Consider the following 22,246-nt stretch of genomic DNA (forward strand, 5'->3'; position numbering starts at 1 on the left):
TTACTTGAATGGCTTAATTGGAAATCAGAGACAAGCTGCATGAGTATAATTACTCACTACAAAAGTGACATACTCCCTGCTGAAAAAGTGAAGCTGAATCAATCAGATTCCTTAATGTTCAATGATTCGCTGGTAAGAAAAGGCCCTTAGCGTATCGAAGGATAAAAACTGAGAACCGCTATATTTGTCAAAATTTTGTAGGGACACAACATTGTTGTGTTCTTATATTATGTCCGGTTGCTCCAGCCTAACTATACTTTCGGCCGCGCCACTGAGTAGGCTGATTTAAAGCAGAAATTAGAATACGCAAAAACGCCAACGGATCGGCCAAAGGTGACAGCCAAAACAGCCATTTACCCGATGCCTGAGTTGTATCGTAAGAAGGAGCGATCGCGAAACACAAAGCCGATCGCACTGCAACCAAAAATACATTCAATCCCAACAGCCAAAAGTGCGGAAATACACCAACCGGCGGCAGCGAACCAAACAGCAAATAGCACAACACAATCGGCACCGGCAAACCTTGAACCGCCAGCAAAAGCCACAAATCGCCCCAAATTTGACCGCCAGAAGCAGCATCTTTCAAATCGAGCGATCGACCCCATTCATTCCAAGTCTCGATCGCCCCTTCATACATCCGCACCTTCAACACCTTAGCCCCATCCAAAAAGCCCACCTTAAAGCCCTTAGCAGCCGCATAGCGAGCCAGAGTCACATCATCGCAAAACGAACCCCTCGCGACCTCATAGCCCCCTAATGCCACCAAAACCTCGCGCTTACACAAGAAACACTGACCGTTCGCCATCACCCGTTCCGGCACATCCCCGCCAGTGCCCGTCGGCCCGAACCGATAAACCAAAGTCATTAACAAAGCAGGTTGCAGCCACAACTCCCCCGGATACTTGAGGATAAACTGCGGCGACAGCGAAATCAAATCGTAATTTCCAGCCGCCGCCGTCTTCAGCAAACTCGCAATCAAACCCGGATGCGGCACAGTATCCGCATCTATCCCCAAAATCCACTCGCACTTCTCGGAACTTGCCAAAAAACCCGCATTCAGCGCCCACGGACGCCCTACCCAACCCGCCGGCAGAGGATCGTCGTTAATCAAGCGAAACCGGGGGTCTTTTTGTGCTGCTGCTTTGACTAAATCTCCGGTTCCGTCTACCGAATAGCTGTCAACCACGATCGCTTCTCGGAGTTCGTAACTTTGGCGGCTTAATCCTTCCAAACAAGGCGAAATTCGATCGGCTTCGTTCAAAGTCGGTACTACCGCAGTACAAGCACCCAACAAATCCAGCGTCGGCGAATCCGGTTCCAGGGGCGGGATGCGGGATGGGCCTTTAATCAAACGCGACATCAGAATGGCGGCGGCGGGCACTTGCAGCAGCAGGAGTGCGACAGGAATGATACTTGTCAGCGGTTGCGAGAAGAGGTGAGGGGCGATCGGGAAAACCATACTATTAAACAATTGAATAATTGGGAATGACTGACTGGATATGGGTCAATACGCTTGGGTTAAAACTATTTATTCCTCGGAGATCCCCCTAAATCCCCCTTAAGAAGGGGAGTAGGGGTTGACTTTGAGTAAGTTCTTGTCCCCCCCTTTTTAAGGGGGGCTAGGGGGGATCGAGCTTAACTGAACCCTATTGGGATAGGGGTTGCGAGCTTATTTACAGTTCATTTTTTTGGTAACTGATATCAATTTAAAAAATTTAATAAAATTTTGACCTCAAACATATTACAGGAATTGGGAATGAAAAAATCGCCACTGAAAAACCCGGTTTCTACAAGAAACCGGGTTTTTAAACTAGCTCAAAATTTAGTGTAAATTTTTGCTAAATCAGCCGGGGTTGCTCGCTAGCAACTCACTTACGCAAAACGCCCACGGGCTCAGGTGGAATTTTAGCCGTGATAACAGATGTCTCCAAAGAGGGCATTGTTTCGGTTACGTCACCTGTTGCGGGTTTAGCGATCCAGCTTAACGCGATCGCCGGAACTACACCCAGAAGCACCGCTAGCGATGTCGGGAACCAGAACCGAGAATCCAAGGAAACTACAGTGATAATTGCTCCGAAAGCAAAGTTTACCAAATAAACAATTAAGGGCAAACCCAATTCCGATCGCTCTAATTTAATCGGTGTTTTTCTCCACAAGAAAGCTGCTACAGACATAAATAGCGCCCCCGTACCCATCCAGCCAGCCAAATTGCGGTAAGGCATCCCAAAGAAAGCCCCAAGTTCCTCAAACTCCCAAAAAGGCACAGAAGTTTGACTCATAGCCGGATCAAGTACAAAATCCCAAGCTGTTAGCAGCAAAGCACCCAGGGCGATCGCCCCTATTTGGCGCACCCAGTTGAGCTTACCTTTACCGCCACCTACTCCAGCGCGAGCAATTACATAGGAAACCAGTCCCAGATAAAACCACGAGAGGGGAATTGTAAACGGAACCAGCCCTGCAATTTTGTAGCCCAAACCGCTCAAATAATGGTAGTGCCCGAAGGGAAAACCCGTACTCGTTCCTAACAACTCGCTACTCAAGGACAAAAACACAGAAGGCACTAAAAAGGCCAGAGTTGCACCCAAACCCAATGTCCGCAAGGAATAGAGAGCAACTGCTGCTGCACCAAAGATGATATAAACTACTCCACCCCCAGCCATCCCCCACTGGAATAGCGTTTGCCCTGCTGGTGGCAAGCTCATCACCAATTCGGGACGGGGTAAAATCAGCAGCAACCCTGCCAATCCAAAAGCCATTGACAAGACGTGGGCAATCAGGCAAAAGCGCTCAGCAATCAAAAGTTGCTTCATGGGACTCCTCGAAAAAATATTAGATGCAGAAAGCACTCTTAACAGTTTACAAACTTTAACAAAAAACCAACTGCATTTCAGTTAGTTGTCTGTTGACTGTTGACAGTTGGCTGTTGGCTGTTGACTGTTGGCTGTTGACTGTTGACAGTTGACTGCAAGCCCAATGCCCAATCCCCAATGCCCAATCCCCAATGCCCAATGCCCAATGCCCAATGCCCAATGCCCAATCCCCAATCCCCAATCCCCAATCCCCAATGCCCGATGCCCGATTCCCGATTCCCCATCTTAAATTACTGCCAATTCCCCACTAGCACGAAAGGTGCCCAGAAATACGGGTTCTGATACTGTGGGTTTTGCAACAGCGTTAATTGAGCGTTGCGGAGGGCTTCAGCTTTGCTGGTTTTAGAAGAAGCCAGTTGCTTGTAAAACTCAGTCATAAAGATAGCTGTAGATTCGTCGTTGACTTGCCAAAGGGTGGCGGCGGTGCTGCGGGCACCCGATCGAATTGCGGCCCCGGCCAAACCCAAAGCGGCGCGGTTATCGCCCGAAGCAGTTTCGCAAGCGCTCAAAACCAAAAGTTCGATCGGCTGTTGTCTCTCCCCAGTGCGGGCTCGCAGCAGTTGATCGAACTCCTTAACATTCACTTTCTGATCCCAAGTCACAATAAAAGTATCCGCCGCATTCGAGCTAAACTGACCGTGAGTTGCCAAATGGACGATCGGGTAAGACAAAGCTTTAATTTGATCGTGCAATCGCCCGCTGACAAAATCTTCATTCAGCAGCGAACTCGCCGGCATCTCGGCTGCAATTTGTTCAACTTCCTCCTTCACCCCCGGCAAAGCCGAGAAGCCTTGACGCGCTTCGGAGAGGGCAGCGGTGAGCACTTTTAACTTGACTTTGTTCAGCGGTTTCGGTGCCAGCAATTGCAATCCCGGTGCCAAAGCAATGCTGTATTTTTCTACCAAAAACTTTTCACCGTCGTGCAGCACCGCCATCGGCAGATTCCGCAAATAACCGTCGAGCACAAATACCAGGGTTTTAATCCCGGCTGCGGTCAAATCCGCCTCTGCGGGGCGGATTAACCAGTCATAAACCTGTTCAACGGGTTGCCTCCTGTTGCGGGGGAAAGCAGCAGGCCTGATGAGATTTTTGGCTTGCCTGAAGGCAGTTTCCAACTCAGATTGAGACTTCACAGTAGCGTAGCGACGCAGGGGTTTGCCGGGAATTGACAAAATTACCTCCAAACGATCGCTCAAAATAATCGGATAAATCACCGCCGCTGTCGGATCAATTTCCTCGATAGACTTTGGTTTAGCATCAGCGCAAGCATCCCGAAAAAAGTTGTCCAATTCCGCCAACTGCAAAGATTCCACCGTTTGGCGCGCTAGTTTCAACTTAGCTTGACTGGGAGATTCATCTTGCAAAAGCAGCCCGACTAATTCGCGATAAACCGGTTCGGCACTTTCCCGAAACGAAAATTGCACTTCGGGATTGACTGTCACCAAATCGCCCCGCAGAGAAGACAGTATATTAACAGCTTGAGTATATTGAGCGATCGCCCCTTCTGTATTGCCCTGAGCTTTCCGAATCCGCCCCAGTTGCCAAAACAATTGATAAGCAATATCGGGAGATTGAAACGCCGGTGCTAAAGTCAAAGCCTCAGTTGTGAGATTTTCCGCTTTCTGATACTGCTGTTGGATTTCCGATAGTTTGCCTTTAGCTGCCAGAATATAAGCTTGTATGCGTTTGTCGCCCAAACTGTTTGCTGGTTCGACAGAGCGATCGAGCATTGTGTCAATATCGCTTAAACTCACAGTTTTCGCAGGCGACTGAGCTAATTTCATCAAGCTTTGAGCTAGATTAATTTGAGCATAAAGTCCGGCGCGGTTCGAGCCAAATTGCTCGGTTTGAGGTTCCAGAGAACGCCACAAAGCCTCTGCTTCAGACCAATCTTGGCGATCAATCAACAAACTCAATTGGTTTAACTTTGCTTGAATTTGTAGGAGTGATCGATCCGATATCGCCTGGATCGATCGACCATAATACTCTAGGGCAAAGCGTTCCCAATCAGCCCGCTGTTCTGGTGTCAAACCCGGTTTATTGCTTTTAGCGCGTACCGTATTGCCCAGATTGAGATAAATTGCAGCCTCCTCTGACCGGGAACCTAATTTTTGGGCTGCTTCGAGTCCAGCCGACAGCACATCCTGCGATCGTTCCAGTTGTCCCAAAACCCGCAGGACCCGCCCTAAAGCATGAATTGCCCGGACTTGTTCGAGGGAAACCGACCCATTTTTCAAAGTTTCCAAACCCGCTGCCGAAATTTCGCAAGTTTGGTTTTCCAACTTGAAAGAAGCTAACAGCATTTTGCAAGCTCTGGGGTAAAGTCCGAGAATTTCCCAAGCCCGACTTTGATTAATTTGAACTTGAAAAAGTTGGTTTTTTCTATCAATTTGCTCGAAAATTTTAGCGCTTAACTCCAAGTTATCGATCGCATCTTGAGTCTGCCCCCGTTCAAGTTGCAACTGTCCTTGAATGTTGAGAGTTTCAGCCAAAATCCGCTGCTGTTCGGGAGTGTTGGCTTGTGTTCGCACAGCCGACAAACTCGAATTTACAGCTTGTTCTGCTTCTTCCCAAAGCCCCAACTGCCCGTAGGTTGCAGCTAAATTACTCAAAGCTGTGGCGCGATCGAGATTTTCGCCTTTTGCCTCAAACTCGGTCGCCGCTTGCTGCAACAACGGTACAGCCTCCGAAAAACGTTCCTCTTGGTAAAGACTTCGAGCTTGTCGGACAAGCTGCACCGCTTGTGGTGGATTAAGCTGAGCAACTCCGGGAGGAATCGCAACGGATAGCAGACAGGAAATCACAAATAACAGAATTACTTGCCGGAGCGATCGGGTAAAGTTCATATTTAGAAAATAAAATTACAACCGCAGACACACATACTAATTAACCCAAATACATCTTATTCTTGATCTGCGTTAATCCGCGTTAATCCGCCTACATCGGCGGTCAAAAAACCCCTAATTTCAACGCGGCACACAACCATAACTCGGTCGAGGATTGCGAGAGTCAGCAGCATTACCCGGATTATATCCAACAAGCGTAACTTCTCCTTTCGCATTCACTACCCAACCTTGCGCCGGAACAACTTCCCGATCGGGGATTGCCCCTTCTTCCTTATTCCCTCGATCGGTTACATCGGTTAAATCCTCTACATTGCTAGTTGCCGAACTTCCTGCCTCTTCCACCCACGGCAAAGGCGATAGAGGGCTGCTGAGGGCATCATTAGGACTTGGAGGCACTCCTCCTTTCCCAGTAGCTGTAAACTCGCTCTCTCCCCCTCTGATGCAGGGATTTGCAGCAATTAACGCAGCCGGATTCACCACATTTTGTGGCAGTTCCACTAAACCTTGAGCAGGATTCACCCCAGAAGAACTAAATGTTACAGTACCTTGCAAAGCCGGGCCGCTACTTTGGGAAATAGCCGCAATATCGCTGGTAGGAATTAGAGAAGTAGGACTTACTTGCAATGCACCAAATTCGGCATCTGTTAATCCCAAACTCCCTCGAACCTGTTCACGAGTCACTGATGTAAACCCGAAAACATTAGGGACATTAATATTAACGCGACCCCCTTGAGCCGATCGCGCATTAGCAGTAATATCGCTATTTTCATTGGGGAGAGCAACCAGAATATCGCTTTTAATGTTGATATTGCCACCCCCAGAAATACTTGCATCAGTTGTAATTCTGCTGGCTCGGCGCAACTGGATATCTCGTGCTTCGAGGTTAATATTTGCTCCGGCACCGGATTCAGTTCTACCGTCAATGCTGCTTTGGTTGTCAAGGGAAATTGAATCTGCTTTCACGTTAATGTTACCAGCTCGTGCTGAACCCAAAGCTTGCAGATTAAGTGTTCCCCCATTGCGAAGAATCAATTGCCCGACATTCAGATTTAACGAACCTCCGTTAGCCGTAGCATTGGGATTGATTACACCAGATGCAATCCCAACGGAAATCTGAATTTGACTGTTAAATTCACCTGAACCCCCATTACCTATAACTTCTACACGACCCCCATTAATCGTAATGCTGCCCGCATCTCCTGCGCCTAAAGATGCCGTAGAAATAACTCCCCCATCCCGTAGAGTCAGTACGGGTGTAGAAATGTTCATACTCCCTCCGGGACTGGCAGAGTTGGCATCAGCGGAGATGAAACTAGCAGTCCGACTCCCATTCGCCAAAACTTCAGAACTACCCTCTACCGTTACTGACTCAGTAGCTTTAATTGTTAGATTACCTCCAAGCCCCGCAGTTGTATTCAAGGGTTGGTTGCCCACAACCGAGCCGCTAGATAAACTAATTCCGCCTCCTTCAGAGATAATCAACCGCTTAGTGTCGATATTAATATCCCCTGCTTTCCCATTAGTGCCGACTGCGGTTGTGCCGATCAAGGTTGGGACAGGATTTCCCTTGGGAGCCCGCAGCACTTCTACTGATTCATCCGCTTTAATGTTGATATTCCCCGATGCTGCTTCCGTGCGAGTGATGCTGATCAGACCCGATCCATCACGGACTCTTAACCGTTCTGCCTCAATGCTAATGCTTCCTCCTGTCCCTGTACTCCCCGTAATTGTGCCGCTATTGATTGCTGAACTGGCTATATCCACAGTCCTGGCACGCATGATAATTTCTCCCCCATTTCCACTACCTAATGTGGGGGTACCAAGGACAGTTCCATTGTCGATCAATAACCGTCCAGTATCAATCGTGATGTCTCCTACTGCTCCAGCGCCAGAAGTGGCAGATAGCAGCAGAATTTGTGGGTCAAAAGGGTTGATCGATCCAGTTGTCGTATAGTTACCAGCAAACACTTTATAGAGTTCGTCTCCAATCCCGATCAGTTCTACTGAATCGGTAGTGCGGATGTTGACAGCACCTCCCGCACCATTTCCTACTGTCAGCGTAAACATTTGCGCCCCACCTTCGGCCCGAAAGTTTTGGGCATTAATATCGATACCTCTACCGTCAATATCTCCCAAAGTTAGTGCATAAATTCGCCCACCGTTAAGGCTGACATTTCCACCTCTAATATCTACTTTGCCACCACCTAGTCCACTGGTGTTGAGAACTGAGCCGTTGGTTATTTCAATATTACCAAATTTGGAAATCTTGTCATAGTTTAAACTTAATCCCAATGGCGTTGATTCCAATCCAACCATCCCCGGACTAGCGACGCTACCCAGCAAAATTTGTCCGGTTGATGCAGTGAGTGTTCCCTGATTTAATTCCATATCTCCTCCCACTAGGGCGAGTGTTTGTCCGGGTTCAACTGCTAAGCCAATGTTATTAAAAATCGGCGGGAGCCCTGGAGGTAAATCTGGTAAATTTAAGGCTGGTGCTGCTGAAGAGTTAATGATTTTCCCCGGATTTTCTCGAAAGTTTAAACCGATAGGTATATTGACATTTAACAGCGGCACTGATTGCGGGTTTCTGCTGCTAAATTGATAGCCATTATTGAAAACTACGCTATCTGCAGAACTTGCTAAAAATGAACCGCGCAAATCTAACCTCGCATTGGGGCCGAAGACAATTCCTTTGGGATTAAGTAAAAATAAGTTGGCATTTCCTTGGACTCCCAACACACCTAAAATATTAGAAGGGTTGCCACCCGTAACGCGGGTAAAAATATTCGCAATCCCGTTAGGATTGGCAAAATATGCTCCTCTGCCTTCACCAACGTTAAATTGTTGGAAACTATGAAATAAATTGGCTCCGCGAGTTGCACCGCCTTCTATTCTGTCCGATGGTAAGTTATTAATCCTGTCGGGAACAGTGCGCGAACTTTCTGCACCCAAGCTATTATCGGGAATGATTTGGGCGATCGCAGGGAAAGGAAACAGCAGTAAGAATGCAAAAAATAGGGCGGAAGATTGGCAGCGCATCTTTGAAGTCTGGTTAATTTAGTATTAGGAAAATAGGGAGGGATTAGCTAAAACCTGAAGAGTACCTATTGAGGTACGCAAACACCCGTCGGTTTCGGACTGCGAAGAGATGCACCACCACCAGAATTATATGCTACCAGCGTTACTTGTCCTCGATCGTCCATTACCCAACCTTGAGCGGGAATAATTTCTGTTGGTCGAATTTCTATGGAGGCTCTTTGACCTTCTATTTGCTGACTTCCACCTACCGCTGGTTCTACCCACGGCAACGGCGATAGAGGGCTGCTGAGAACCTCATGAGGACTTAATGGCAATCCCCCCCGCCCAGTCACAGTAAACTCGTTCTCTGCCCCTTGGATACAGGGATTTGCAGCAATTAACGCAGCCGGATTGACCACATTTTGCGGCAGTTCCACTAAACCTTGAACGGGATTCACTCCAACAGAACTAAATGTTACCGCCCCTTGCAAAGCCGGGCCACCACTTTGGGAAATCGCGGCGATGTCGCTGCTTGGAAGCAGAGAAGTAGGACTTACTTGCAACGCTGCAAATTCGGCGTCACTGAGCCCCAACCGGCTTCTGACTTGTTCGCGGCTGGCTGCTGTAAAACCAAAAACATTGGGGACATTGATATTCACGCGGCCGCCGCCTGCTGTGCGGGCGTTGGCTGTGATGTCGCTGTTTTCTTGCGGGAGGGCGACAAGAATGTCGCTGTTGATGTTGATATTGCCGCCGTCTGAACTGCCTGCATCGGTGGTAATTTGGCTGTTGTGGCGCAATTGGATGTCTCCTGCTTGCAGGTTAATATTTGCTCCTGTACCGGATACAGTCGTACCGTCAATCCTGGCTTTGTTGTCAAGAGCGATCGAATTTGCGACAACATTGATATTACCAGCGCGTCCGGTTCCCGTCGCCTGCACCGTCACTGTAGCTCCATCTCTGACAATTAGTCGATCGGCATTCAGATTCAACGAACCAGCATTTGCCGTCGCCTGGGGATTAGTACCAAATATCTTGCCCACCGAAGCATCAATTGTACTGATAAACAGACCATTATTTCCGCTGCCGCTGACCTCAATGCGATCGGCATTAATAGTAATATTCCCCACATCTCCTACACCCAAAGAACTCGTAGAAACTATCCCCCCATCCCGCACGGTTAGGCTTGGCGTATCAATCCGAATATCCCCACCCCGACTAGAACTCAAAGTTCCAGAAGTCAGGCCACTCGCATTCTGAATCCCGCTGCTCAAAAGTTGAGAAATACCTGAAATTTCTACTGATTCAGTAGCCCTAACTGTTAAGTTTCCAGCAGGCCCGCCCTCCTGAGAAAACAAAAACCTGCCAACTAAAACACCTGTTCCTACTGTAAAAGCAGAACCCCCAGAGAGACTCAACCGCTTGGTATCGACGTTAATATTCCCCGCCCTTCCGTTAGAACTGATACTCAGCGTGCTGATTCCGGTTGACACAACTGTTGTCGGGCCAGTGTTAGACAATTCTACTGATTCGGCAGCTTTAATGTTGATATTTCCCGACGGGCCGCTGCTGTAACTCGTCGTACTCAGAAGAGAACCGTCGCGCATAATTAATCTCGCGACATCAACACTAATACTTCCTCCCGTACCGGTACTTTCTTTAGCTGTCCCGTTATTTATTCCAGAACCCACCATCTCAAAAGTATTGGCGCGAATGATTAAATTCCCACCCCTTCCACCGCCAAAAGTGATACCGCTACCTACTACGCCATTATTGAAGAGCAGGCGACCAGTGTCGATCGTAATATCGCCCCCCGAACCTGCACCAGCACTACCATTAAATACCATCATTAGCGGGTCAAAGGGGTCTGTAGTTCCCGATACCAAATATTTAATTGCAACTTCTTGATAGCCCTCAACTCCCAGCCCGATCATTTCTACTGAATCAGCAGCGCGCAAGTTGATATTACCTCCTGCACCATCTCCTAGAGTCAGGGTAGAAAATTGCGTGCCGTTTTCCACTCGCAACTTTTGAGCGCTGATATCAATACCTCTACCATCAATATTTCCCAGTGTCATCGCATAAATTCGCGCACCGCTGAGGGCGACATTTCCACCTTGTAAATCTACTCTGCCACCACCAATTCCGCTAGTGTTGATGAGTGATCCATCGGATATTTGAATATTGCCTAAGTTTTGAATATCGTCATAATTTAAAGTTAAATTTCCCTTTTCCCCCGCTGTCATTGCAAAATCAACTAAACCGGGACTGGCTGCGCTACCGAGTAAAATTTGTCCGCCACTGGCTGTTAAATTGCCGCCTTGCAGTTGGATGTCGCCGCCAATGAGTGCTAAAGTTTGGCCAGGTTCTACTGCTAAACCAACTCGATCGCTAATCGGAATTGGCACAGCAGAGGCTGGCAGGTTTACCTTCCCTACAGCCGTCGATTGATTGACAATTGCACCGGGATTGTCTCTAAATCTTAAACCAACAGGAATATTAACGGTTAACAGCGGGGATGTTTGCGGGTTGGTGCTGCTGAATTCAAAGCCGTTATTAAACACAATACTGTCAGCCGTTGAACCGATAAACGAACCGCGCAAATCTAACCGCGCATTCGGCCCGAAGATTATTCCTTTCGGGTTAATTAAAAATAAGTTGCCGTTGCCTAAAACTCCCAGAGTTCCTAAAATATTAGAAGGGTTGCCGCCTGTAACGCGGGTGAAAATGTTGGTAATTCCGCTGGGATTGTCAAAATAAGCTCCCCGCCCTTCACGGATGTTAAATTCGCGCAAGCTGTGAAATAGGTTAACGCCGCGAGTTGCACCGCCAGTGATTCTATCTGAGGGTAAGTTGTTGATAGTATCGGGAACTGTGCGCGAACTTTCCGCGCCCAAAGTGCCGTCTGGGATGATTTGGGCGATCGCGGAAGTGGGAAATAGCAACAGGAAGGCAAACAGTAGGGAGTAACTTACGGGCGGGCAAGATGCCCAACCCCTACTCCCCACAATAAAATCTACTCTTTGTGGAACAGGCATCTTGCCTGTTCTTGAGAATGGTGCAAATAGTAACGAGTAATGGAAGGGAGGCATAAAAACACTCTTTCCAGGATAAATTTTATCGATGTAATCTCATCTCGTTTCTCTAAATGTTTTGAATTTGGCTGCTGAGTACAAGTTGCTCGACTGTGATTTCTAGTTCGGGAAAAGTTTTAGAGATAATGCGCTCATTACCTGTAAAACTTTGAACTAAATAACTGCCATTTTCCAAAGAGTAAACGAAAACTGTGGGAATTTTGGGATTTCCTAGATAAGCCCTAGAAGCGATCGCTAAATAGTCCACAATCCAATACTCACAAATGCCGAGGCGTTGATACTCATCTAGCTTATCCACATAGTCGTCTTCCCAGTTAGTTGAGGTAACTTCAACAGCCAATTGGATAGGTTCGGTAAGGGCTCCGTAGCCACGTACATTGCTGTTCCATACAGATGCCTTCACCACGCCAACATCAGGATTTCTGCCTTGTTCTTGTCCTGAAGCTGTTACAGTTCTGAAAACTATATCTTTGTCAACGATATAGTCAAGTCCCAAGCGCCTGATTTCATCGTTAAAGCCAAATACTAGAAATCGTGCCACATTTTTATGAGCTCTGGTTGCTTCCACTTTGACAATCTCTCCATTTACAAGTTCGTAGATGCCAGATCCGTCTGGGTACTTTTCGAGAAACTCTGCAAATGTTAGTTTAGTTTTTGTCTGAACCATAAGACAAGCCCTCTTGTGTTAACTAGGTTAGGATTTATATCGTTTCCGGTTCCATCATAATTATATATTTTGATCGTATCAGTGCGAGCGTCCCCGCTCGCGACCCAAGTAGCGATCGAGACCGCCACTTAATAAAATTTGACCGTCAGCTCTAAAAATAATTGACAACCTTGCCAGATCCACAGCCATAGGCTAAGATTTTGCAAAGGTCGAGAACACAATCTTACCAAGCTTTTTTATGAACTACCGAAACCATATCACGATCGAACCAAATAAACGCGGTGGTAAGCCTTGTGTACGCGGCTTGCGAATTACGGTTTATGAAGTGCTTGAGTACCTGGCTTCCGAGATGACCGAAGCAGAAATTCTCGACGATTTTCCCGACTTGACGCGAGAAGATTTAAAAGCCTGCATTGCTTATGCTGCTGACCGCGAGCGTCGGTTTATGACCGCGACCTTATCCGCATGAAATTACTTTTTGATGAAAACTTGTCGCCCAAGTTACCGAACAGTTTGAGCGATATTTTCCCAAATTCGCTTCACGTTCGAGATGTGGGCATGAAAGCAACGATCGACCCAGTAGTTTGGGATTATGCAAAAGATAATAATTTGATGATTGTCTCGAAAGACGCGGATATGCACGATTTGAGCTTAGTATTCGGGAATCCACCGAAAGTTATTTGGCTTCGCCTTGGAAACTGTTCGACATTGCAAGTTGAAAATTTGCTACGTCGGTCTTTTAACGCAATCAAGTTATTTTATGAAGACGAGAATTTATCGCTGCTTGCTTTATCATAATGCAGCGAAGGCTTTGGGTCTCTTTCCACAGTTTTTACAAATGGATAAAACAGAATGGCGATCGCCACGAGAACGCACCGGAGTTGGAAGAACGGTTGAATACTGAAATTCATACAACAAATATGGGGCGATCGATTACAGTCATTCGAGCCTGAGTAAGTTCTGATGAATGTCTCAAGTTTTTTGATCGACCCAGTGTTAGATAGACTCTCTTTCACCCATAAAGTTGACTTTTCACACCCCGTTCACCTCTATTTAATAATAGATAGTGCGGCACTTGTGGTCATGCCTGTATAAGTACAGTACAATGAATACTATTTATGATAGGCTATCGCTATGACTACCGAAAGTGTCGATCCAAATTTGAAATGGCTACTTCAATCTGACTGGCGAGAGACATTTATTCCCAGTTTAGGCAGAGAGCCTTGGGTAACTGTTTATTTGGATCAAGTTACTGAAGACGAGAATCTTGGTATATTTTCAGCCTTGATTCCAAATGAATATGTTGAAACTTCTTTCAGCCAGCTCTCTTGGGATCTTCATCTTGAAGACGGGCATCCAGCTTGTGTTGTTAAACACAACCAGGGTAATGAAGAAGTTTCCTATCTACGGTTTGGGAAATCGGATCAGATAGAACCTTTTGTAATTCATCGTAGGTTTCACGGAATTCGTGAGTCTTATAACGAAATCATTGAAGAATTTCGACACTTCCATCGGTTGTACCACGATTTTGAAAAAAATCAACTTCTCAAATTTGATGAAAGAGGAGATGAAATTGTAGTAGCAAGGATTGAAGCCAATAAAGTCGAAGTACGCCTCAAAAAAGTGCGCCAATTTCTCGCTGTGAAGAAAATGCACTTAGCAATTTATTTTGACTTAAAGCGATACTCTGAGTTGCTACTTGCTGACTTTCCAGTCAAATTGGAGAGTGAAAAGGATTTAACTTACCATAAATTAGAATATAAACAGGATTTAACTTACTATGAACTTCGAGCAAGTTCTGAAAAAATTTTTCATATAGATAAGCATAAGTCTCTTTCATATTTGCTTGGAAAGAAACTTATTCCTCCATTTCCGCTCGAACGATGCGGAATGTGGCCATTTGATGAGAGGGAAGAGGAAGATTACATGGATTTTATTATTGGACTGGATGAAAACGGAGATTTAATAAAACATTCTTGTAGTCCAAATAGACTTGCAAACTTTCTTGGTGCAAATCCAGATGCACCAAATTATCTCACACCTGTCTTCTTTCGGCGTGAGGTGCTTACGAAGTACTATGCTCATCCAGAGCGATACTCGGTTGAAGATGGATTTCTAAGATGTCAAGGATTATGGGGATTGAAAATTGATAACAACCATCATGAATATATCGTTGTCTTCCTTGGAGATTTGGGTCAAGATTTACCAGCAGATGAGCAAATGTATTGGCGTAGTTATAACGTTCCACCTGAAGGGAAAATTAGTAAAGCCAATTTTAAGCGTAGCTTTTTGGCAGAACCTACTGATCCTGAACAAATTGACCTTATGTTTAAGGCTTGTTTTGTCAGATTATCAAAAAATTGGAAAGCAGTTATGGGGTGGAGGATTTTTCTCAAATTAGATGAAGCTGACCAACATCTATTGGAGGCTTTGCATATCCCACTAACAAATAGTCAGGCGGAATTTGATTCACAAGTCCTTGCCCTTACAAAGCTTATGATTGATTCTCTAAATGAGAGTGAAATTGTAAAGGCAACGCCAGGAGATCATACTGACACAAAGGGGGGAATATCTAAATTCGATCAGTTTCTCAAAGCTCATCATTATCCGAACCATCAGCAGAATATACAATTCTTGAGGAATTTACAGAGCCTTCGCTCAAGTAGCGTAGCCCATCGCAAGGGTGATAATTACAAGAAGATTGCCAAGACTTTAGGATTGAAAGAAAGTAATGGTGCTGATGTTTTGAAAAGAATTATTGTTGAAGCTACGGATGTTCTCCTCTCACTTGAAAGTCACTTTTTGCAATCGTCTAGTGATGCGCCAGCCACCTAACACTGCGTTGGTGCTGACGGAACAGAGGTTATCGGTGCGTGTTCAAAGTTATCTGCCACCGCTCACTTTAGCCGTTATCTCGTAAACGCTGCCTGATCTTGGAGATGATTCGGAATCTTGATCGAGAGTGTCAAATAAAAGCCGCTAACGCTTTCAATGTCGCTTTTTGAGCATTCGTCAATTCCGTTGCCCCTCGAATATTCATACCTTCATACAGCCGATCGCCCATCAACGTCCTAATACAACATCCGGTTGCGATATCCCACAGTTTAATCGTGCGATCGAGGCGGCCACTTAATAAAATTTGACCGTCAGCGCTAAAGATGAAAGTGTTGGGTGAAGCGAACCGTAGGGTTCGATCGCACTCAACCCAACCTACAATTTAAAACGGAAAATAATTGATTCTAAAGTAGATGCCTTTTTCCTGCAAAGTTCGATCGCCCGATCGAGCATTGATCAAAGGAATACCATAGTCTAAACGCACATTCAACCGATCGCCCATCTGCCAAACCAGCCCCAAACCCGCACCCAGCAGTTTGTCCGAGTCAGGATTCGGTTTTTCTCCTGAATGGTTCCACCCTACCCCAAAATCGATAAACGGAGCGACTTGCAACAAACCTTCGACTTCCGGGACACGCCAAACCGGGATTCGCACTTCAGCAGACGCGATCGCACCGCTATCAGTTAACAGCAAATCTTGGCGGTATCCGCGCACGCTTTGAACGCCACCGATCCCAATTTGTTCGAGAGAAAGCAGGGGGCGATCGGCTAATTGAATGTCGGAACGCACTATCAGCAAGGTTTCTGAGGCTAGTAGCCTCACGTATTGGGCTTGGCCGCGCCACGCCAGAAAACTGCTGTCAGGGCCGCTATCGTTCGCAGTAGCGCCGAACAGATTAGTGCCGAGGGAGAATTGCGATCGCGCCGCGAACACTTGGTTGGAACTCCGCTGCACGTATTCTTGAAAAAACCGCACAGCCGAAACCCGCGTTTCGCCGCGATCATTTGCTCCCGCCGAAAGCGCAAATGGTTCCCCTGACAGGAATGTATCGCTTTCTTGCCTCGAAAAACTCAGTCCCAAAGCCAAAGTGCGATCGGGCTTTTCGACAATCGGTTGGCGGTAAGTTAACTCGTAAGTCCGCGATTTCCCCTCGATTTGTGCAGCATCAAACGGTTCCTCAATGATGTTGGTGCTAGCAGCACTCGCAGCGAACCCAATCGTGCCGTTGCGCGCGTTGACGGGGACTGTGTAGCGGCCGTTGAATTCATTGCTGCCGTCGGTGTTAGCATAAGATACCTCTAATCCGTCGCCCAAACCGAGCAAATTTGCTTGATTGATGCGAACACCGCGCCGAAAACTGCCGACGCTGGGCGATCGATTGTTGTCTGCAAACACTTCAGCGCTAAAGCTGTCTGCTTCTTTGACGCGCACTTCTAAGCGGCTGTTTTCCGGGCGGCTTCCGGCTTGCAATTCGGCGGAAATATTGGCAATTAAGGGGTCGAGTTGCAGCAGTTGCAAGGCTTCCAGCAACCGATCGCGATTGAGGGGGCGTCTGGTAGCGCGTTCTAGGCGCGATCGCACGTAATTTGAATTTAAGCGCCTGTTTCCAGTAATCACAATTTCATCTAATCCGCCTTCTACAATCCGAATTTTCACCACACCTCCTTCTCTCGGAAAGGTTTGGTTGGCGGGAATTACAGCGCCGGAATTGATGTATCCTGCGGCTACATATTTTTGAGTGACGGCTGCTTCGGCTGCGATCAGTTCGGCAAAGGTGATTTCGCGGCCGGCAAACTGTTGCGTAACTTCTGCGAGTTCGCGATCGCTAAAAGCTGTGTTGCCCTCAAACTCAAAGCGATCGACCCTAATTGTACCTATAATACCCGGTCTATCATCGCCGGGAACAGGTGTTAGCGGGGTTGGTTGGAGGGGAGACGGCGGGGGAGGTTGCGGGGCTGTTGGTGCAGGTAATTCCGGCTCTCTGGGCAGAATTGGGTTGGGGAGTTGGCTTAGTTGCGAGCCTCGATCGATACCCAAATCAATTTTTTGTCGGTCAATATTTTCTTCTAGCTTTTGATCTCGGTTAAAAACATCGGTTTCTTGAGTTTTTGTGCTTAAGGTGCGATCATCGGCTGAATTTGCCACTTCCAGCTCTAAGTCGGGGATTTCCGCAGGTGGGGATAAGCGTAGAGTTGTCGCCAAAGCCGATCGTTCTGATTCAGGGGGTAACTGCGTTTCCTCGTCTTTTACGGGCAAGTCTTCGCGTTTGTCAAGATTAGTATCGGGAAGGAAACCTCGATCGCCTCCGCTGCTAACTGCTGCCAAATCCTCAACATTTGAGGTCAAAATTTCAACTGTGCTAGCCGATGTTTTCGCTGGTTTTCCCAGCCAAACTAACCCAAAAATTCCAGCGAGTAAAAATAGTTTTTGCGATCGACAAGCCATAGAATCAAATTATCTCGAATAATTGGGTGAAAATATTTTCCGCAATAGAGCACCCTCAAGTAAAAACCAATCTTAACAGCAAAAAAAGGAAACAGCCGTCCCAGCCAACAGTTTCGCAACGGCTAAAAACCAAAAGGTCGATCGACCGTTGTTCATTTCCCAAGACTTACGCATCAACCGGGTTCTTATCCGAAAAAATATCGTGTAAGTCGATCGTAAACGGTAAAAACAACCAATTTTTTTGATTGCAAAACCTACGCTTTCATGCTAATCCAGCGACAAGAACATTCCTGGACACCAGGGTAAACCAGAAACCAGGTTGTGTCCGAAAAGACGCGCTACAACTGAGATCTGGCACCATTCTCAATAATCTTTTTATGAACAGGCAAGATGCCTGTTCCACAAGAGATAAATTTTCTTGTGGAACAGGCATCTTGCCTGTTCTTAAGAATAGTGCAAGATGTGAGTTACAACCCCCAGAGCCACTAAAAAACCCGGTTTCTTTGATTTTGGTGCATCATCCCAAATCCGACTTTAGTACCCCCTTTATTATTGAATCCGCGTCTACCCACCTCCTGTGCGTAGACGCCGTTTCAACCGCCAAGTCTGATAAAGGGGGTTTGTAACTGTGAATTATGCAGAGCGGCCCGCACCAGCCGCAGCACCCATTTGAGCCCCGTCAGTCAATCCCACCAACTTAGCACTCAACTCCCACATCCGCTCGCCTTTTTCATCATCGCGGGCCTGGGGAGAAACCTTTTGCACAAAAGACTTACCATCTTTTTTCTGGCGATTTCCCCAACTCCAATAAGCGCCAGATTGCTTGTATTCTGGATCAGCAACCACCATCGCCAGCCTTTCCCCCGCCAACTCCTGCGACACGTAACCCCCGGTGATGTTCTTCTGAAACAGCGGGAACAGCTTCTGAAACAAAGGATAGTGGTTGCGGAAAAGTGGCGTATCCGCGACGCATCCCGGATACAGCGAAGTGAAAGTAATCCCCGTGGATTCGTGAAAGCGGCGATGCAATTCCCGCATCGTCAACACGTTGCAAACTTTGCTATCTTTGTAAGCCTTGACTGGTTCAAACTTCTTGCCATCAACCATCGAAATCGGGTCTTTGAAACCCGCTTCAAAACCCTCAAACTTGCCCAAATCCGGGCGCGGCGGAATCTTCCCGCCCAACTCGTCTGGATTGTGAGTCACGGTTCCCAAAATCACGATTCTGGCATCGGAATAATAGGAAGGCTTCATATTTTCCATCATCAGGTTGCACAGCAGGAAATGACCCAGGTGATTGGTAGTCATCGTCAACTCGTAACCCTCCGGGCTCCGCAGCGGTTCCTTAATCAAAGGCATATAAATGGCGGCATTGCACACCAAAGCGTCCAGAGGCCTGCCGCTGGCCTTAAATGCCCGAGCAAACCGGCGCACGCTCTCCAAATCGCCCAAGTCAATCTCCATGATGGAGAAACTGCCTTGAGGTATGCCCAACTCTTGGGCGGCATCTCCGGCTTTCCGCAGGTCCCGACAGGCCATGACTACGTGCCATCCCTTGTCTGCGAGAGCTTTCGCGCCGTACAAACCGACGCCGGAGGAAGCGCCGGTAATGATAACCGTTGATTTGTGATTTTGTGCCATCTTGTTAAAAGCGCTTCCGCTATTGATTTTTTTCAGGCACTCAAACGCTGAGCTAGCAGCTTGGATGTTTTGAAGTACCCTATGGTTATTAGGATATGGGGAAACGTTCTCGATCTCAACCGGGATGCTCTCACTTTTGCCGGCAAGCTAGAAATTGGAGGCAGGAGACGGGAGGCAGGGGGCTGGAGGCTGGAGACGGGAGGCTGGAGCCAGAAGAAGTGTTTTTACAAATAATAAATACTCGTTTTCAACGGGGGATGAAAATTAAATATGAGTCTAACTTCGATTCTTATTTGGAGAAATTAACCATACATCTTTTAGGGAGGCGGGTTGACAATTATCTATGATGCACTTACTCGGTATTTATATCAAATCCGTTAGCATCGGAATAGTAAATTCGAGTTGACTGTTGACTATTGACGGTTCACTGTTCACGGCGTCAACAGTCAACAGTCAACAGTCAACATCATTCCGGTGTAACCGGAAATGATATTATTGATAAACCCGCCCCAACAAACTCAACTAAGAAATAGCTGCGGGTTCCTGATAGGTAGGGAAATCGATATAACCTTCAGGCCCAAAAGAATACCAGACGCCGACTTCAGCAGGCGGATTGAGCGGCCAACCATTAGTAAAACGCTCTACTAAATCGGGGTTGCTGATAAAATCCCGACCAAAAGCTATTAAATCTGCAACTTTGCTATTCAGGGCTGTTTCAGCCTGTTCTTGAGTATATCCGCAGTTGCCGACGAGCGGCCCTGTAAATACATCGCGAAACTCTCCTATCATCATCGGCGTTCCCAATTCATGAAAGCCAAAAGCCAAACCGTCCACCAAGTGAAGGTAAGCTAAATCATAGGCATTTAACTGCCCTGCAAAATACAGAAAATCTTCTCGATAAGTGGGAGAACCCATGTCATTGAAATTACCGTTGGGAGAAAGCCTAACTCCCACGCGGTTTGCGGGAAATACTGTGATAATCGCCTCTACAATTTCCTTAAGAAAACGGTAACGGTTTTCAACTGAGCCGCCATAGGAATCTGTGCGGTGATTGGTTTTGGTTTGCAGGAATGTGTCAATAAGATAGCCGTTTGCCGCGTGAATTTCTACACCGTCAAAACCTGCCATTTTTGCTCGTTCCGCCGCCTTGCGATAATCTTCTACAACCAGGGAGATTTCATGGGTTTCTAGAGCGCGGGGGGTTTCGTAGGGTTCTTTGCCTACAGGGGTATGAATGCCTTCTCCGTTTATTTTGACGGCAGATGCTGCAACTGGCAATTGATTGTTTTGATGAAAACTGCTGTGGGAAGCTCGTCCGCAGTGCCAAAGCTGCATGAAAATCGGCGTTTGGTGGGCATGAACCGCAGTCACAACTTGTTTCCAAGCTTCGCCTTGTTCGTCTGAATAAATACCGGGCGTATTGAGCCAACCATTAGCTTGAGTAGAAACCACGGTGGCTTCTGTAATGATTAAACCAGCGGAGGCTCGTTGAGTGTAATACTCTGCCATCAAGGCGTTGGGCATCCGCGTTTCACCGGCTCTAGATCTCGTTAGGGGTGCCATGACTACCCGGTTTTTTAAGGGTAAATCTCCGATTTTGAATGAACTTAGTAGGAGTGGAGAAGTTGTTTGATTGGTCATAATTTTGAGGTTGTGTCAACTGAATAATCTGGTAAATCACATATAGCAACTGCCCGTGTTAGGATGCAAGGCACAAGACATCCAAGGGTCGCCAAAATGTAAGCAATCAAATTCATCAAGCTGTTTACGAATTTGACTTTTTAGCCAAAACTCTACTTTGTTCAATTTTGTCAAACTCTGGAGAGTATGGCGGTAAATATAATAGTCTACACCGTGCTGTTTGAATCAATTCCTGAATCCGACCACTTTTATCAAATGTGAGATTATCGATGATCACCACCTGTGCTGTGACAAGTGTTGGAAGTAAACTTGTTTCTAGCAAAGGAGATGAGTAAGGAGATGGATAGCTGGGAGGTTTCAATCCCTGATAGGGTTTTAGGTTGTTTTCGGCCTTGCTGATAATGATATTGCACATAATTATTTTAGTTTCAATCCCTGATAGGGTTTTAGGTTGTTTTCGGCCGACCGCCAAGCATAGAGGAAGTGTGGAATATGCAAGTTTCAATCCCTGATAGGGTTTTAGGTTGTTTTCGGCCTTTTATATGCTTCCAGATTGTTAGGCCATTTTGTTTCAATCCCTGATAGGGTTTTAGGTTGTTTTCGGCCTGCAAGCGCTGCGGAACAAGCCGCAATTTTAGCCAATGAACAAGTTTCAATCCCTGATAGGGTTTTAGGTTGTTTTCGGCACTCGCCGCAACTGGAAAATCTACGACTCTACCTTGGTGTTTCAATCCCTGATAGGGTTTTAGGTTGTTTTCGGCCAGAGGCTGGGCTGCATCACAATTCAGGGATAGAATCAAGTTTCAATCCCTGATAGGGTTTTAGGTTGTTTTCGGCAGTGAATTGGGCGATATGGCTTCTGGCTTTACTGGTTTCAATCCCTGATAGGGTTTTAGGTTGTTTTCGGCTTTAATCCAAACCGCAATTTTATCCATAGGAATTAACGTTTCAATCCCTGATAGGGTTTTAGGTTGTTTTCGGCGGTGTTTCGATCGCAAAAAGGCACGATACCTTGGGTTTCAATCCCTGATAGGGTTTTAGGTTGTTTTCGGCGAATCGTTTTATCTTGTCCTCACCTTGTCTAGATTAGGTTTCAATCCCTGATAGGGTTTTAGGTTGTTTTCGGCGATAGACTGGCTGGAAGACAACGGCTATGAGGCAGTTTCAATCCCTGATAGGGTTTTAGG

15 protein-coding genes and 1 CRISPR repeat array (1 of these 16 cut by a window edge) are annotated in these 22,246 nt (G+C 46.7%); of the genes, 4 read left to right on the forward strand and 11 right to left on the reverse strand.

The window, feature by feature from the left end:
- Positions 1–247: 247 nt before the first annotated feature.
- The 7 genes from cruG to QUB37_RS19805 all read right to left on the reverse strand — a co-directional run bounded on the left by cruG (position 248) and on the right by QUB37_RS19805 (position 12,496).
- Positions 248–1,459, reverse strand: coding sequence for a 2'-O-glycosyltransferase CruG (gene cruG / locus QUB37_RS19775; RefSeq protein WP_333165314.1), 1,212 nt, complete (start codon positions 1,457–1,459; stop codon positions 248–250).
- Positions 1,460–1,868: 409 nt separating this feature from the next.
- Positions 1,869–2,810, reverse strand: a complete 942-nt coding sequence (cruF, locus tag QUB37_RS19780) for a gamma-carotene 1'-hydroxylase CruF (protein ID WP_333165218.1) — start codon at positions 2,808–2,810, stop codon at positions 1,869–1,871.
- Positions 2,811–2,887: 77 nt separating this feature from the next.
- Positions 2,888–3,094 (reverse strand): hypothetical protein, encoded by a 207-nt coding sequence (locus QUB37_RS19785; protein ID WP_333165220.1) that lies wholly within the window; start codon positions 3,092–3,094, stop codon positions 2,888–2,890.
- A 6-nt stretch (positions 3,095–3,100) separates the two neighbouring features.
- The gene (locus QUB37_RS19790; RefSeq protein WP_333165222.1) at positions 3,101–5,716 is read right to left on the reverse strand and encodes a CHAT domain-containing protein; all 2,616 of its coding nucleotides are present in this window, start codon (positions 5,714–5,716) and stop codon (positions 3,101–3,103) included.
- 120 nt (positions 5,717–5,836) lie between these two features.
- The gene (locus QUB37_RS19795) at positions 5,837–8,755 is read right to left on the reverse strand and encodes a two-partner secretion domain-containing protein (RefSeq protein ID WP_333165224.1); all 2,919 of its coding nucleotides are present in this window, start codon (positions 8,753–8,755) and stop codon (positions 5,837–5,839) included.
- 65 nt (positions 8,756–8,820) lie between these two features.
- Positions 8,821–11,772, reverse strand: coding sequence for an S-layer family protein (locus tag QUB37_RS19800; RefSeq protein ID WP_333165226.1), 2,952 nt, complete (start codon positions 11,770–11,772; stop codon positions 8,821–8,823).
- A gap of 106 nt (positions 11,773–11,878) precedes the next feature.
- Positions 11,879–12,496, reverse strand: coding sequence for a Uma2 family endonuclease (locus QUB37_RS19805; RefSeq protein ID WP_333165228.1), 618 nt, complete (start codon positions 12,494–12,496; stop codon positions 11,879–11,881).
- A 238-nt stretch (positions 12,497–12,734) separates the two neighbouring features.
- Here QUB37_RS19805 and QUB37_RS19810 point away from each other — a divergent pair, with 238 nt between their 5' ends.
- The 3 genes from QUB37_RS19810 to QUB37_RS19820 all read left to right on the forward strand — a co-directional run bounded on the left by QUB37_RS19810 (position 12,735) and on the right by QUB37_RS19820 (position 15,331).
- On the forward strand, positions 12,735–12,965 hold the full coding sequence (locus QUB37_RS19810; RefSeq protein ID WP_333165230.1) for a DUF433 domain-containing protein: 231 nt from the start codon (positions 12,735–12,737) through the stop codon (positions 12,963–12,965).
- The gene (locus tag QUB37_RS19815) at positions 12,962–13,294 is read left to right on the forward strand and encodes a DUF5615 family PIN-like protein (protein WP_333165232.1); all 333 of its coding nucleotides are present in this window, start codon (positions 12,962–12,964) and stop codon (positions 13,292–13,294) included. The genes QUB37_RS19810 and QUB37_RS19815 overlap by 4 nt, the downstream gene beginning before the upstream one ends.
- 336 nt (positions 13,295–13,630) lie before the next feature.
- On the forward strand, positions 13,631–15,331 hold the full coding sequence (locus QUB37_RS19820) for a hypothetical protein (RefSeq protein WP_333165233.1): 1,701 nt from the start codon (positions 13,631–13,633) through the stop codon (positions 15,329–15,331).
- A 382-nt stretch (positions 15,332–15,713) separates the two neighbouring features.
- Here QUB37_RS19820 and QUB37_RS19825 read toward each other — a convergent pair whose 3' ends face one another.
- Together QUB37_RS19825 and QUB37_RS19830 are read right to left on the reverse strand one after the other, a co-directional pair.
- Positions 15,714–17,777, reverse strand: coding sequence for a ShlB/FhaC/HecB family hemolysin secretion/activation protein (locus tag QUB37_RS19825; protein ID WP_333165235.1), 2,064 nt, complete (start codon positions 17,775–17,777; stop codon positions 15,714–15,716).
- A gap of 633 nt (positions 17,778–18,410) precedes the next feature.
- Positions 18,411–19,418 (reverse strand): protochlorophyllide reductase, encoded by a 1,008-nt coding sequence (locus tag QUB37_RS19830; protein WP_333165238.1) that lies wholly within the window; start codon positions 19,416–19,418, stop codon positions 18,411–18,413.
- A gap of 81 nt (positions 19,419–19,499) precedes the next feature.
- Between QUB37_RS19830 and QUB37_RS19835 the strand changes: the two genes are divergently transcribed.
- Positions 19,500–19,652: a hypothetical protein gene (locus QUB37_RS19835; protein ID WP_333165240.1), complete on the forward strand. Its 153-nt coding sequence runs from the start codon at positions 19,500–19,502 to the stop codon at positions 19,650–19,652.
- A gap of 288 nt (positions 19,653–19,940) precedes the next feature.
- Here the strand turns inward: QUB37_RS19835 and QUB37_RS19840 are convergent, their stop codons facing one another.
- Together QUB37_RS19840 and QUB37_RS29880 are read right to left on the reverse strand one after the other, a co-directional pair.
- Positions 19,941–21,059: an alkene reductase gene (locus tag QUB37_RS19840; RefSeq protein WP_333165242.1), complete on the reverse strand. Its 1,119-nt coding sequence runs from the start codon at positions 21,057–21,059 to the stop codon at positions 19,941–19,943.
- A 124-nt stretch (positions 21,060–21,183) separates the two neighbouring features.
- Positions 21,184–21,339: a transposase gene (locus QUB37_RS29880; RefSeq protein ID WP_445300043.1), complete on the reverse strand. Its 156-nt coding sequence runs from the start codon at positions 21,337–21,339 to the stop codon at positions 21,184–21,186.
- A 74-nt stretch (positions 21,340–21,413) separates the two neighbouring features.
- Positions 21,414–22,246: direct repeats of the CRISPR family, unit length 37 nt; unit sequence GTTTCAATCCCTGATAGGGTTTTAGGTTGTTTTCGGC; it runs 1,833 nt beyond the window's last position.

This window comes from Microcoleus sp. AT3-A2 (assembly GCF_036705685.1).
Lineage (GTDB): Bacteria > Cyanobacteriota > Cyanobacteriia > Cyanobacteriales > Microcoleaceae > Microcoleus.

What these genes read in the sequence shown, in the direction of transcription:
- QUB37_RS19830 (WP_333165238.1), bottom strand. Translation starts at nt 19,418, where the DNA reads ATGGCACAAAATCACAAATCAACGGTTATCATTACCGGCGCTTCCTCC.
- QUB37_RS19835 (WP_333165240.1), top strand. Translation starts at nt 19,500, where the DNA reads ATGGTTATTAGGATATGGGGAAACGTTCTCGATCTCAACCGGGATGCT.
- QUB37_RS19810 (WP_333165230.1), top strand. Translation starts at nt 12,735, where the DNA reads ATGAACTACCGAAACCATATCACGATCGAACCAAATAAACGCGGTGGT.
- QUB37_RS19840 (WP_333165242.1), bottom strand. Translation starts at nt 21,059, where the DNA reads ATGACCAATCAAACAACTTCTCCACTCCTACTAAGTTCATTCAAAATC.
- cruG (WP_333165314.1), bottom strand. Translation starts at nt 1,459, where the DNA reads ATGGTTTTCCCGATCGCCCCTCACCTCTTCTCGCAACCGCTGACAAGT.
- QUB37_RS19815 (WP_333165232.1), top strand. Translation starts at nt 12,962, where the DNA reads ATGAAATTACTTTTTGATGAAAACTTGTCGCCCAAGTTACCGAACAGT.
- QUB37_RS19825 (WP_333165235.1), bottom strand. Translation starts at nt 17,777, where the DNA reads ATGGCTTGTCGATCGCAAAAACTATTTTTACTCGCTGGAATTTTTGGG.
- QUB37_RS19800 (WP_333165226.1), bottom strand. Translation starts at nt 11,772, where the DNA reads ATGCCTGTTCCACAAAGAGTAGATTTTATTGTGGGGAGTAGGGGTTGG.
- QUB37_RS19785 (WP_333165220.1), bottom strand. Translation starts at nt 3,094, where the DNA reads ATGGGGAATCGGGAATCGGGCATCGGGCATTGGGGATTGGGGATTGGG.
- QUB37_RS19820 (WP_333165233.1), top strand. Translation starts at nt 13,631, where the DNA reads ATGACTACCGAAAGTGTCGATCCAAATTTGAAATGGCTACTTCAATCT.
- cruF (WP_333165218.1), bottom strand. Translation starts at nt 2,810, where the DNA reads ATGAAGCAACTTTTGATTGCTGAGCGCTTTTGCCTGATTGCCCACGTC.
- QUB37_RS19805 (WP_333165228.1), bottom strand. Translation starts at nt 12,496, where the DNA reads ATGGTTCAGACAAAAACTAAACTAACATTTGCAGAGTTTCTCGAAAAG.
- QUB37_RS19795 (WP_333165224.1), bottom strand. Translation starts at nt 8,755, where the DNA reads ATGCGCTGCCAATCTTCCGCCCTATTTTTTGCATTCTTACTGCTGTTT.
- QUB37_RS19790 (WP_333165222.1), bottom strand. Translation starts at nt 5,716, where the DNA reads ATGAACTTTACCCGATCGCTCCGGCAAGTAATTCTGTTATTTGTGATT.